Here is a 13,196-nt window from a genome sequence, read left to right as displayed (position 1 = left end):
GCCTCTCCTTCGTGTTCACGACTTCTTGCTGCCGGTGCGCTTGCTGCGGGACTGGCGGCTCGGCTGTTGCCTGATGATCTTAGGCTCCGGCGGGGGCGGCGGCGCCTGCTCCTCAGGGGGTGTCTTGCGAATCTTCGCGATCAGACCCTGCTTCGGCGGCACGGGGATCACATTGCCCTTGGCGTCGTACTGCGGCATCGGGTGCCGGCTGTAGAACCAGTGCTGCTGGCCGAGCGTCCACACGTTGGTGGTGACCCAGTAGAGGATCAGGCCGAGGGGGAAGTTGAGGCTGAAGATGGCGAACAGCGGCGAGATGTACATCAGGATCTTCTGCTGCTGCGCCATGGGGTTGTCCGGCATCTGGGCCATGGACCGGGTGACGCTCTGCCGCACGGTGAGGAACGTGGTGAGCGAGCTGATCGCCACGAAGATGCCCAGCACGATCTTCGTCTGCACCGCGCCGGCCTGGAACGTCGTGAGCTGCTCGGCCGACATCCAGAAGTGGGCGGGCAGCGGGGCGCCGAAGATGTGGGCGCTTCTCGCGCTGTCGACCAGCTCCTGCGTCATGCCGTAGTCGGGCTCGCCGTTGGCCATCTTCTGGAGCACGGTGAACATGGAGATGAAGATGGGGAACTGCGCGACGACAGGCAGGCAGCCACCGAGGGGGTTGGCTCCGGCGCCCTGGTAGAGCGCCATGACCTCCTGGTTCATCCGCTGCTTGTCGTTCTTGTAGCGCTTGCGCAGCTCCTGCACCTTGGGGGCGAGTTCCTGCATCTTCCGCGAAGATCGCATCTGCTTCAGGAAGAGCGGGAAGATCAGGATCCGCATGAACACGGTCAGCGTGATGATCGTCAACGCCCAGGTCAGCCCGCTGTCCGGGTCGAGGACCGTGCTGAATGCAGTATGGATCCAGATGATGACTTGGGCTACGGCTTGGTACAGCCAGCTCAGCCAGGACAGCTCCACCGAGCTATCTCCCTTGCGTTTCGTGGGACCGGACCGGGCGTGGGGGCACCGGGTCAATACCTCCGGGATGGAATGGGTGGCACCGCCCGATGCGCCGGACAGTCAGCCACGTGCCGCGCAATGCTCCGTGCACGGCGATCGCCTCGAGTCCATACGCGCTGCACGACGGGTAGAACCGGCAGCGCGGACCGAGCATCGGGCCGATGAAGGCCCGGTAGAACCGGATGGGGAGGATGAGCGCCCGAGCGGCGGGGCTCGGCGCCACCACTTGCGGCTGCTCTGTCATCTCTGTTGTCCACCCGTCGAGGACTCGTGCCGCCTGAGCAAACGTTCCAGTGCGGAGTCGAGCTCGGCGGCCAGCTGCTCGAATCGCGCGGACGCGGCCGGTGGATTGGCGCGTACCACCAGAAGGCTACCTCGCGGCAGCCGGTCAAGACGGTCCCGCATCAGGTGTCGGAGCCGTCGCTTGACCTTGTTGCGCGTCACGGCGTCACCGACGGCCTTGCTCACCACGAAACCCACCAGGGGTTCGCTCTCCCCTGAAATGGTGAAATGCACCACTAGAGTCGGTCGGCCGGCGCGCTTGCCGCGCCGCACCGCCGCCTCGAACTCGTCCCCGCGTCGCATGCGGGATTGACGGGACAGCACCGTATACGCCTAACGCCCGCCGGCGAGATGCACCGGCGGGCCGACTATCAGGCGCGGGTCGATCAGGCCGACAGCTTCTCGCGGCCCTTACGGCGGCGAGCGGCGAGGATGGCGCGACCGGCCCGGGTGCGCATCCGCAGCCGGAAGCCGTGGGTCTTCGCGCGGCGACGGTTGTTCGGCTGGAAAGTACGCTTGCTCACGGGTGGGCTCCAGGCTTGATGATGCGCCAGGACGGCGCTTAACACACAGGATGACTCGTCAGTGAAGCGAGGGCACGCGAAATAGCCGTCGCGTGACAAGCCGACCGTCGTACGTTACGGGGGAAGCGCGGCTCAGGTCAAACCAGACCGGTTGTCCACTAATCCACAGGCGACTTTTCCACTGCCGCGCCAGCGTCCACAGTATGTGCACCCAGGTGCCACTACGCTGTGGACAACGCCTTGAACGCAGCTGTGCACATAGATACTGTCGGCCCTTCTGGGCCTGCTCCAGGGCTGTGCACAACCTGTGGATCTCCTGTGGAGGGCCTGTGGAGGCCGGGACGAGAAGCCCGGCAGCCACGCTGTGGACGAAGGGGTCGCCGAGAGCAGGAGGCGGCCCCGCCATGTGGATAACGATCGCGGGGGGCCGCGAGAGGGAGGAGGGGGAGCCGCATCATGAACGCTGTCGACCTCGGCACGGTATGGGCGAGGGCCTTGGCCAACTTCCTCAATGAGAACGTGCCGGTGCAGCAGCGCACATGGCTGTCGATGGTGCGTCCGATCGCCCTGGCCAACGACACGATCGTGCTCGGCGTCCCCAACGACTTCCTCAAGGACCTCATCGAGGGCAAGCTGCGCCCGCTCGTCGCGCACGCGCTGTCGCAGGAGCTCGGCCGGACGATGCGGCTGGCGGTGATGATCGACACGACGGCACCTGAGCAGCCGCCTGGGGACGTTCATCAACAACCTGTGACTCACAGTTATCCCCAGGATGTGGAGAGTCCGCCGCGTTATGCACAGCCTGCGCAACCGCAGCACAAGCAGGCTTCCGAGCCTCCACAGTTCTATTCTCCACAGCCCGAGCAGCCCCAGATATCCACCGAATATCCACAGCAGAGCTTCTCTTTTGAACAGGGGCAGCCGTACACACCTCCTGTGGAAAAGAGCCCCGAGCCGGCGCCTAACCGCTGGGAGGCCAAGAGCAACAAGCCCAGCGAACCAGCCCGTCTCAACCAGAAATACACATTCGAGACATTCGTCATCGGCGCCAGCAACCGGTTCGCCCACGCGGCGGCCGTGGCGGTGGCCGAATCGCCCGCGAAGGCGTACAACCCGCTCTTCATCTACGGCGACTCGGGGCTGGGGAAGACGCATCTGCTGCACGCGATCGGGCACTACGCCCAGAGCTTGTACGACGGAGCGCGGGTCAGGTACGTGAGCTCGGAAGAGTTCACCAACGACTTCATCAACAGCATCCGCGACCACAAGGCCGACGGGTTCCGCGGCCGCTACCGCGCGATCGACATCCTGCTTGTGGACGACATCCAGTTCCTGGAGGGCAAGGAGCAGACGCAGGAGGAGTTCTTCCACACCTTCAACACGCTCCACAACGCCAACAAGCAGATCGTCATCTCCAGTGACCGGGCGCCCAAGCAGCTGATCACGCTGGAGGACCGGCTGCGCAACCGGTTCGAGTGGGGCCTGATCACCGACGTGCAGCCGCCCGAGCTGGAGACGCGGATCGCCATCCTCAGGAAGAAGGCCATCCAGGAGGGCCTGGCAGCGCCGCCCGAGGTGCTCGAATACATCGCGAGCCGCATCTCCACCAACATCCGCGAGCTCGAAGGCGCCCTGATCAGGGTCACCGCGTTCGCCAGCCTCAACCGGCAGGGCGTCGACCTGCAGCTCGCCGAGGTGGTGCTGAAGGACCTCATCACCTCGGAGTCCGACACCGAGATCACCATCGCGGCGATCATGAGCGAGACCGCTCAATACTTCGGCATCAGCATCGACGACCTGTGCGGCACCTCCCGCAGCCGGGCGCTCGTCAACGCCAGGCAGATCGCCATGTATCTCGCCCGCGAGCTGACCGAGCTGTCGCTGCCGAAGATCGGCCAGCAGTTCGGTGGCCGCGACCACACCACCGTGATGCACGCCGAGCGCAAGATCCGCTCGCTCATCGCGGAGCGAAGGTCGATGTACAACCAGGTCAACGAGCTGACAATGCGGATCAAGCAGACACCCCGTGGATCTTGAGTTCATACACAGCCTGTGGAAAACACTGTGGACCAGCGCAAACGCAAAAATTCACTCGCCGTTCGCCCGACAATGCTGGGAAAAATCCATCCACAATGGTTGGGGACAACGGTGGGGACATCCTGGGGAGAACCTGGGGACTACCAGTGGACAGTGTGTGGACAGACTGTGAACAACGGATCTGGAGCTCCAGAAGGGGCCCTAATACCCCGTGGATAACCTGTGGAAACCTCGTGGATAACCCCGGTCCGGCCGTGGATGAAGGCACCAAGATCTGGGGACGGCCTGTGGGCGAAAAATCTCTGTCCCCAGGCGCGGAAGTTCTCCCCAGGCGTCACCCACAGCGACAGTGGATGAAAATATGGCCGTTGACCTGCCAAGACGCCGGTTGTCCACAGGATCCACAGCCCCTAGTGTGATGACCTCTTATCTCTCTTACTAAGAAACTCAAAGACCCATAGAGGGGTTCTCCCGGAGCGCGAGTCCGGGAGGGTGGATCCTTGAGATCCTTGAAGCAACGACGAACCCAGGAGGCTGATCACCGTGATGTTCCGAATCGAGCGAGACGTCCTCGCTGAGGCGGTGGCATGGACGGCACGCAGCCTCCCGGCGCGACCGTCGGTGCCCGTGCTCGCCGGCATGCGCCTGGAGGTCACGGACGAGCAGCAGCTCAAGCTCTCCGGATTCGACTACGAGGTCTCCGCCGAGGTGACGCTCGAAGTCCACACCGGCGAGCCGGGGGTCGTGCTCGTCTCCGGCAAGCTGCTCGCCGAGATCACCCGGTCGCTTCCCGCACAGCCTGTGGATTTCGTGGTCGACGGCGCCAAGGCGGTCGTCACGTGCGGCAGCGCGCGATTCACCCTGTTGACCATGCCTGTGGAGGACTACCCGTCCCTCCCCGCAATGCCGCCGGCCGCGGGCCGCGTCGGCAGCGACGTGTTCGCCTCGGCCGTCGGCCAGGTCGCCGTCGCCGCGGGCCGGGACGACACGCTGCCGATGCTCACCGGCGTGCGCATGGAGATCGAGGGCGACACGGTGACCCTCGCCGCGACCGACCGCTACCGGCTGGCCGTACGCGAGCTGAAGTGGCAGCCGGGGCAGCCCGACTTCTCCGCCATCGCGATGATCCCCGGCAAGACGCTCGCCGACACCGCCAAGGCGCTCGGCGCGACCGGCGCCGAGGTGGAGATCGCGCTCAGCTCCGCCGGAGGCACCGGCGAGGGCATGATCGGCTTCTCCAGCGCCGGGCGGCGCACCACGACCCGGCTGCTCGACCCCGAGTTCCCCAAATACCGCTCGCTCCTGCCCACCGAGTTCTCCGCCCACGCCGACCTGTCCACAGGCCCGTTCGTCGAGGCGGTCAAGCGCGTGGCCCTGGTCGCCGAGCGCAACACCCCCGTACGGCTGGCGTTCAAGAGCGGCGAGGTCGTGCTGGAGGCGGGCAGCGGCGACGAGGCGCAGGCCGTCGAGGCGCTGCCCGTCGACTACGAGGGCGAGGAGATGAACATCGCCTTCAACCACCAGTTCCTGCTGGAAGGGCTGGGCGCCATCGACTCCGACGTGGCCCGGCTGCAGATGACCACCTCGACGAAGCCCGCTATCCTCACCGGTGGCAAGCCTGTGGACGACGCGGCCGCGGCGGACTATCGCTACCTGATCATGCCCATCCGCCTGTCAGGCTGACCCGGCCTTCGGGGATGATGGAAGCCTGACGAGGGGGTAGACAACATGCAGATCGGCATGGTCGGACTGGGCAAGATGGGCGGCAACATGGCCGAGCGGCTGCGCCGCGGCGGTCATGAGGTCGTCGGCTACGACCGTGACCCGGCGATCAGCGACGTGGGCAGCCTGAAGGAGCTGGCCGAGCGCCTGCGAGCGCCACGCGCCGTCTGGGTGATGGTGCCCGCGGGCAAGCCCACCCAGGCCACGATCGACGATCTCGGTGAGCTGCTCGACGAGGGCGACATCGTCGTCGACGGCGGAAACTCCCACTACGGCGACGACCAGAAGCACGCCGGTGAGCTGGCGGAGAAGGGCATCGGGTTCGTCGACTGCGGCGTGAGCGGCGGCGTCTGGGGCCTGGAGAACGGCTACGCCCTCATGTGCGGCGGCGACTCCGCCCACGTCGAGCGGCTGATGCCGATCTTCGACACGCTCAAGCCCGAGGGCGAGGACGGCTTCGTGCACGCCGGCGACGTCGGCGCCGGGCACTTCGCGAAGATGGTCCACAACGGCATCGAATACGGCATGATGCAGGCCTTCGCGGAGGGCTGGGAGCTGCTCGAGGCCTCCGACGTCGTCAAAGACGTCAAGGGCTCCTTCAGCAGCTGGCGCACCGGCACCGTGATCCGCTCCTGGCTGCTCGACCTGATGGTGCGCGCGCTCGACGACGACGAGCACCTCGACCAGCTCCGCGGCTACGCGCAAGACTCCGGCGAAGGCCGGTGGACGGTGCAGGCGGCCGTCGACCACGCCGTCCCGCTGCCGGTCATCACCGCCGCGCTCTACGCTAGGTTCGCCTCGCGCCAGGACGACTCCCCCGCGATGAAGGTCGTCGCGGCGCTGCGCAACCAGTTCGGCGGGCACGCGACCGCCGCGGCGGAGGGCAGCACCGAGAAGGGCGCCGACGCGCCGGGCGCCGACGTCACGCCGCCCCGCGAGAGCCAGCGCTAGCCGTCACGGCCTCCGCCGCCTTTCGCGAGCCGGTGACCCCGGGGGCGCGCGTGGCCCACTAACCTTCGTGGGGTGCATGTCGCCCACCTCTCGCTGACCGACTTCCGGTCCTACGCGTCCGTGGAGCTCGGCCTGGAGCCGGGCGTCACGGCGTTCGTCGGGCCCAACGGCCAGGGCAAGACCAACCTGGTCGAGGCCCTCGGCTACGTCGCGACGCACTCCAGCCACCGGGTGGCCGGCGACGCGCCCCTCGTCCGGCAGGGCGCCACGCGGGCGGTCATACGCTGCTCCGTGCAGCGCGACGACCGGCGGGCGCTCATCGAGTTGGAGATCAACCCGGGCCGGGCCAACCGCGCCAGGCTCAACCGCTCGCCCGTGCCGAGGGCGCGCGACGTCGTGGGCCTGCTGCGCACCGTGCTGTTCGCCCCCGAGGACCTGTCGCTGTCCAAGGGCGACCCGTCGGAGCGCCGCCGGTTCCTCGACGAGCTGCTGGTGGCCAGGGCTCCCAGGTTCGCCGGTGTGCGCGCCGACTACGACCGGGTGCTCAAGCAGCGCGGAGCCCTGCTCCGTACGGCCGCGCAGGCCCGCAGAGGCGGCAGGAGCGCCAGGAGGGCGGAGAGCGACACCGGGTTCGCCGCGGCCGGCGCGGGCGACGTGCTGAGCACGCTGGAGGTGTGGGACGCCCACCTCGCCAGGCACGGCGCCGAGCTGTTGCGGGCCCGGCTCGAGCTCATCGAGGCGCTGCGCCCGCTGGTCGCGGGGGCCTACGCCGCGCTCGCGCCCGCGAGCGCTCCAGCGACGCTGGCCTATCGCGGCACGTTGTCCACAGGTGGGGATGACGGTGAGGGTGGCGAACTGCTCGAAGACGCCGGTGAGCGGGGATCTTCCGCTGCGCAGACGTTATCCACAGACCTGGGGAAAACCCTTGAGGAGCGCATCCGCGAGCGCCTGCTGGAGGTGCGCCAGTCCGAGCTGGAACGAGGCGTCACACTCGTCGGCCCCCACCGCGACGACCTGATCCTCGGTCTCGGCGACCTCCCCGCCCGCGGCTACGCCAGCCACGGCGAGTCCTGGTCGTTCGCGCTGGCGCTGCGGCTGGCCGCCTACGACCTGCTGCGTGCCGACGGCGGCGATCCCGTGCTGATCCTCGACGACGTGTTCGCCGAGCTCGACACCCAGCGCAGGCGCCGCCTCGCCGAGATCGTCGCACCGGCCGAGCAGGTGCTCATCACCGCGGCCGTGCCCGACGACGTGCCCAAGGAGCTGTCGGGAGGCAGATACGACGTCGCCGAGGGGGGCGTGACCCGTGTCCGCTGACGAGAACGCCACCGCCAGAGGCGCCGCGATGGCCAGGGAGAAGCTCGCCCAGGCCAAGGCCGACGCGGCCAAACGCGGCCAGCTCCCCCGGCGCGAGCCCAGGCGCAGAGCGGCGGGGCCGCGCCGTGAGGGCGGTGATCCCCAGCTTTTCGGTCGTGCCATCGCCGACCTGCTCGCCGACCGCGGCTGGGAACGCCCGGCGGCCGTCGGCGCGGTGTTCGGGCGCTGGGCCGACATCGTGGGTCCCGACCTGGCCGCCCACACCAGGCCCGAGTCGTTCGACGACGGCGAGGTGCTGATCGCGGCCGACTCGACGGCCTGGGCCACGCAGGTGCGGCTGCTCGCGCGCACCCTCGTACGCAGGCTCAACGAGGAGCTCGGCGACGGCACGGTGACGAAGGTCAAGGTCAGAGGGCCGCAGAACGCCCCGCGCCCTTCAGGTGGATTGCGGGTGACCGGAAGTCGGGGTCCCGGCGACACCTATGGGTAGCCGCGCCCAACGCGTGCCCGGACATTGTGGATAGGGGCCAAGGGCGATCAGAAAGCCACAGACGCGATAAGCCCCCTATCCGGAGGGGGGATGCCGCCCGGGGGGCCGAACGAGCTAGCGGGCATCACAGGCGCGTTCATTGCCACCTTGAGGCTCCGGAGGCGGTAGAATGAAAAAGGATTCCGGACACGTCCGCTTGCGTGTCACCCCGGCAGCAAGCCGACTCCCCTGGGTGACCGCGCATCGGGGCACTCACGACGGTGACGGGCACGGCAGGGGCAGCTTGTGACAATCATGGCAACCCCCGCCGCGTGTCCGCGGCAGGAGGATTTCGCAGTTGTCCTACGACGCTAGCTCAATCACCGTACTCGAAGGGCTTGAGGCGGTTCGCAAGCGCCCGGGTATGTATATCGGCTCCACCGGGGAACGAGGTCTGCACCACCTGGTCTACGAGATCGTGGACAACGCGGTGGACGAGGCCCTTGCCGGGTTCGCCAGCAGGATCGACATCACACTGCTCGCCGACAACGGTGTGCGCGTGGTCGACGACGGTCGCGGCATCCCCACCGGCATTCATCCTGTGGAAAAGCGCTCGGCGGTCGAGGTCGTGCTCACCACGCTGCACGCGGGCGGCAAGTTCGACAGCCAGGCCTATGCCGTCTCGGGCGGCCTGCACGGCGTCGGCTCGGCCGTCGTCAACGCGCTGTCCACCGCGATGGACGTCGAGGTCAAGCAGAACGGCCACTACTGGCGCGTGCGCTTCGACATGTCCAAGCCCACGGCGCCGCTGGCCAAGGGCGAGGAGACCGACGAGACCGGCACCACGATCACGTTCTGGCCCGACGCCGACGTCTTCGAGACCACCACCTGGAACTACGAGACGCTCTCGCGGCGCTTCCAGGAGATGGCCTTCCTCAACAAGGGCCTGACGATCACGCTGACCGACGAGCGCCCCGATTACATCAACGGCGAACCGCGCAAGGTCACCTACTTCTACGAGGGCGGCCTGGCCGACTTCGTCAAGCACCTCAACACCAAGAAGGAGCCGGCGCACGCGTCGATCATCTCCTTCGAGGAAGAGGGCGACGGCATCGCGGTCGAGATCGCCATGCAGTGGAACAACTCCTACTCCGAGTCGGTCTACACCTTCGCCAACACGATCAACACAGCCGAGGGCGGCACCCACGAAGAGGGCTTCCGGGCGGCGCTGACGTCGATCGTCAACCGTTACGCCCGCGAGCAGAAGTTCCTCAAAGAGGGCAAAGACGACAACCTCTCCGGTGAGGACGTCCGCGAGGGCCTGACCGCGATCATCTCCGTCAAGCTCTCCGACCCGCAGTTCGAGGGCCAGACCAAGACCAAGCTCGGCAACACCGAGGCCAAGTCGTTCGTCCAGAAGGCGTGCAACGACCACCTGCGCGACTGGCTCGAGCGCAACCCCGGCGAGGCCAAAGACATCATCAACAAGTCGCTGCAGGCCTCCCGCGCCCGCCTCGCGGCCCGCCAGGCCCGCGACCTCACCAGGCGCAAGTCACTGCTCGAGTCGGGCAGCGGCCTGCCGGGCAAGCTGGCCGACTGCCAGTGGAACGACCCGGAGCGGTGCGAGTTGTTCATCGTCGAGGGCGACTCGGCGGGAGGCTCCGCCAAGGGCGGACGCGACTCGAAATTCCAGGCGATCCTGCCCATCCGCGGCAAGATCCTCAACGTCGAGAAGGCGCGGATAGACAAGGTCCTGAAGAACAACGAGGTCCAGGCGCTGATCACCGCGCTAGGCACCGGCGTCCACGACGAGTTCGACATCACCAAGCTGCGCTACCACAAGGTCATCCTGATGGCCGACGCCGACGTCGACGGCCAGCACATCAACACGCTGCTGCTGACGCTGCTGTTCAGGTTCATGAGGCCGCTGATCGAGGCGGGGCACGTCTACCTGTCGTGCCCGCCCCTCTACAAGATCAAGTGGGACCGCAAGGGTGAGGACGCCTCCTACGCCTACTCCGACCCCGAGCGCGACGCGGTCATCGCAGAAGGCATCGCCAACGGCAAGCCCGACCCCCGGTCGCGCGACAACGTACAACGCTTCAAGGGCCTGGGCGAGATGAACGCGGCCCAGCTCTGGGAGACCACGATGAACCCGGAGACCCGGCTCCTGCGCCTGGTCACGCTCGACGACGCGGCCCAGGCCGACGACCTGTTCAGCGTGCTCATGGGCGAGGACGTCGAGGCCAGGCGCGACTTCATCATCCGCAACGCTCGCGATGTCCGATTCCTCGACGTCTGAGCGACCGGCCGTGGGCGCAGATTCGGCTACTCACGGTGAGCCGCAGGACATGGCTCACCGTTCCATGAAGAAGGACCTCAACCTGTGACGGACGTGAACACCACTCCCCCGGCTGAACGCATCGAGCCTGTGGACATCCAGTCCGAGATGCAGCGCAGTTACATGGACTATGCGATGTCCGTCATCGTGTCCAGGGCGCTGCCGGACGTGCGCGACGGGCTCAAACCGGTGCACCGCCGGGTGCTCTACGCGATGTACGACGGTGGCTACCGTCCCGACCGCGGCTACTTCAAGTGCGCCCGCGTCGTCGGTGACGTGATGGGCACCTACCATCCCCATGGCGACACCTCGATCTACGACGCGCTGGTGCGCCTGGCGCAGCCGTGGTCGCTGCGCTATCCGCTGGTCGACGGGCAGGGCAACTTCGGTTCGCCGGGCAACGACCCCGCGGCGGCGATGCGTTACACCGAGTGCAAGCTCGCGCCCATCGCCATGGAGATGCTGCGTGACATCGACAAGGAGACCGTCGACTTCCGGCCCAACTACGACGGAAAGTCACAGGAGCCCGACGTCCTGCCGGCGCGTTTCCCGCAGCTGCTGGTCAACGGCTCGGGCGGCATCGCCGTCGGCATGGCGACCAACATCCCGCCGCACAACCTGCGCGAGGTCGCCTCGGCGGTCAGGTGGGCGCTGGAAAACCCGGAGGCGAGCGACGAGGAGCTGCTCGAAGCCTCGATCAAGCTGGTCAAGGGGCCCGACTTCCCCACCAGCGCGCTGATCGTGGGCCGGCGCGGCATCGAAGACGCCTACCGCACCGGGCGCGGCTCGATCACCATGCGGGCCGTGGTCGAGGTCGAGGAGGACAAGGGACGGCAGGCGCTCGTCGTCACCGAGCTGCCCTACCAGGTCAACCCCGACAACCTGGCGCTGAAGATCGCTGAGCTGGTGCGCGAGGGCAAGCTGACCGGCATCGCCGACGTACGCGACGAAAGCTCCTCGCGGGTCGGGCGGCGCCTGATGATCGTGCTCAAGCGTGACGCGGTCGCCAAGGTCGTGCTCAACAACCTCTACAAGCACACCCAGCTCCAGGACACCTTCGGCGCCAACATGCTGGCCCTGGTCGACGGGGTGCCGCGCACCCTGCGGCTCGACCAGTTCATCCGGCACTACGTCGCCCACCAGATCCAGGTCATCGTCCGCAGGACCCGCTACCTCCTGCGCAAGGCCGAAGAGCGCGCCCACATCCTGAGCGGGCTGCTGAAGGCCCTCAGCCGGCTCGACGAGGTCATCGCCCTCATCCGGGCCTCCGAGTCCGCCTCGGCCGCCCAGCAGGGCCTCATGGGGCTCCTGGAGATCGACGAGATCCAGGCGCAGGCCATTCTCGACATGCAGCTGCGCAAGCTGGCCGCCCTGGAGCGGCAGGCCATCCAGGACGAGTACGACGCCCTGATGACGCAGATCGCGGAGTACAACGCGATCCTCGCCAGCGAGGCCCGCCAGCGCGAGATCGTCAACGACGAGCTGGCCGAGCTGGTCGGCCGCTACGGCGACGACCGCAAGACCGAGATCATCGCCTACGACGGCGACATGTCCATCGAGGACCTGATCGCCGAAGAGGAGATCGTCGTCACGATCACGCGGGGCGGCTACGCCAAGCGCACCCGCACCGACCTCTACCGCGCCCAGAAGCGCGGAGGCAAGGGCGTACGCGGTGCGCAGCTGCGCCAGGACGACATCGTCGACCACTTCTTCGTCACCACGACGCATCACTGGCTGCTGTTCTTCACGAACAAGGGTCGGGTCTACCGGGTCAAGGCGTACGAACTTCCCGACGCCGGCCGCGACGCCCGCGGCATGCACCTGGCCAACCTCCTGGCCATGCAGCCCGACGAGACCGTCATGGAGGTCCTCGACCTGCGTGACTACCACGTCGCCCCCTACCTGGTCCTCGCCACCCGCAGCGGGCTGGTCAAGAAGACGCGCCTGGCCGAGTACGACTCCCCCAGGTCCGGCGGTCTGATCGCGATCAACCTGCGCGACGACGACGAGGTCATCGGGGCACGCCTGGTCTCCGAGGAAGACGATCTGCTGCTCGTCTCCAAGGGGGCGCAGTCGATCCGATTCACCGCTTCCGACGACGCGCTGCGGCCCATGGGCCGGGCGACCAGTGGCGTCATCGGGATGAGGTTCCTCGAAGGTGACGAACTTCTTGCCATGAATCGCATCGCCGACGGTCAACACGTGCTTATCGCCACGAAGGCTGGGTACGCAAAACGGACGCCAGTGGAGCAATATCCAGTTCAAGGACGTGGCGGTAGAGGCGTGCTTACTGCGAAAATCGTATCCTCCCGTGGCAAGCTGGTCGGAGCCGTCATGGTCAATCCAGAGGACGAGGTCTTCGCGATCACGTCAGCCGGCGGGGTGATCCGGACGAGTGCCGGTGAGATCAAGCAGTCCGGCCGTCAGACCATGGGAGTGCGATTGATGAATCTCGCTGAAGGCGACAGCGTGGTGGCCCTCGCCCGGAACGCGGAGTCCATGGAGACTCCGATGGAGAGTGAGGAAGACGGGGGAGGAGAATAGT

General features: G+C 67.1%; 11 protein-coding genes. 7 read left to right on the top strand and 4 right to left on the bottom strand.

Annotated features, from left to right (window positions below; translation table 11 throughout):
* Positions 1–15: 15 nt before the first annotated feature.
* The 4 genes from yidC to rpmH form a co-directional block, all read right to left on the bottom strand.
* Positions 16–966 carry a membrane protein insertase YidC gene (gene yidC, locus ABGA98_RS36100; protein ID WP_347622931.1) on the bottom strand — a complete coding sequence of 317 codons (951 nt, stop codon included), beginning with the start codon at positions 964–966 and terminating at the stop codon, positions 16–18.
* 4 nt (positions 967–970) lie between these two features.
* Positions 971–1,252, bottom strand: coding sequence for a membrane protein insertion efficiency factor YidD (yidD, locus tag ABGA98_RS36095; RefSeq protein WP_132632270.1), 282 nt, complete (start codon positions 1,250–1,252; stop codon positions 971–973).
* The gene (gene rnpA, locus ABGA98_RS36090) at positions 1,249–1,614 is read right to left on the bottom strand and encodes a ribonuclease P protein component (RefSeq protein WP_347622930.1); all 366 of its coding nucleotides are present in this window, start codon (positions 1,612–1,614) and stop codon (positions 1,249–1,251) included. Before rnpA ends, yidD begins: the two co-directional genes overlap by 4 nt.
* A gap of 62 nt (positions 1,615–1,676) precedes the next feature.
* Complete coding sequence (gene rpmH, locus ABGA98_RS36085) at positions 1,677–1,814, bottom strand: 50S ribosomal protein L34 (RefSeq protein ID WP_043614899.1); 138 nt, start codon at positions 1,812–1,814, stop codon at positions 1,677–1,679.
* Between the two features lie 456 nt (positions 1,815–2,270).
* On the opposite strand from rpmH, the gene dnaA reads away from it, so the two are divergent.
* The 7 genes from dnaA to gyrA all read left to right on the top strand — a co-directional run bounded on the left by dnaA (position 2,271) and on the right by gyrA (position 13,195).
* Entirely contained in the window at positions 2,271–3,851 is a 1,581-nt protein-coding gene (gene dnaA / locus ABGA98_RS36080; RefSeq protein ID WP_347622929.1) for a chromosomal replication initiator protein DnaA, read from the top strand.
* Positions 3,852–4,394: 543 nt separating this feature from the next.
* The gene (dnaN, locus tag ABGA98_RS36075) at positions 4,395–5,534 is read left to right on the top strand and encodes a DNA polymerase III subunit beta (RefSeq protein ID WP_347622928.1); all 1,140 of its coding nucleotides are present in this window, start codon (positions 4,395–4,397) and stop codon (positions 5,532–5,534) included.
* A gap of 45 nt (positions 5,535–5,579) precedes the next feature.
* Positions 5,580–6,524: a phosphogluconate dehydrogenase (NAD(+)-dependent, decarboxylating) gene (gnd, locus tag ABGA98_RS36070; protein WP_347622927.1), complete on the top strand. Its 945-nt coding sequence runs from the start codon at positions 5,580–5,582 to the stop codon at positions 6,522–6,524.
* Between the two features lie 72 nt (positions 6,525–6,596).
* On the top strand, positions 6,597–7,841 hold the full coding sequence (gene recF, locus ABGA98_RS36065; protein WP_347622926.1) for a DNA replication/repair protein RecF: 1,245 nt from the start codon (positions 6,597–6,599) through the stop codon (positions 7,839–7,841).
* Entirely contained in the window at positions 7,831–8,331 is a 501-nt protein-coding gene (locus ABGA98_RS36060) for a DciA family protein (protein ID WP_347622925.1), read from the top strand. Before recF ends, ABGA98_RS36060 begins: the two co-directional genes overlap by 11 nt.
* A 337-nt stretch (positions 8,332–8,668) precedes the next feature.
* Complete coding sequence (gyrB, locus tag ABGA98_RS36055; protein ID WP_347622924.1) at positions 8,669–10,612, top strand: DNA topoisomerase (ATP-hydrolyzing) subunit B; 1,944 nt, start codon at positions 8,669–8,671, stop codon at positions 10,610–10,612.
* A gap of 84 nt (positions 10,613–10,696) precedes the next feature.
* Positions 10,697–13,195 carry a DNA gyrase subunit A gene (gene gyrA / locus ABGA98_RS36050; protein ID WP_347622923.1) on the top strand — a complete coding sequence of 833 codons (2,499 nt, stop codon included), beginning with the start codon at positions 10,697–10,699 and terminating at the stop codon, positions 13,193–13,195.
* The last annotated feature ends 1 nt before the right edge of the window (position 13,196 follow it).

The organism is Nonomuraea sp. B1E8, from assembly GCF_039871515.1.
In the GTDB taxonomy this organism is placed as follows: Bacteria; Actinomycetota; Actinomycetes; order Streptosporangiales; family Streptosporangiaceae; genus Nonomuraea.
Note: the sequence above shows the minus strand (reverse complement) of the source record. Positions and strands in the feature narration are given on the sequence as shown.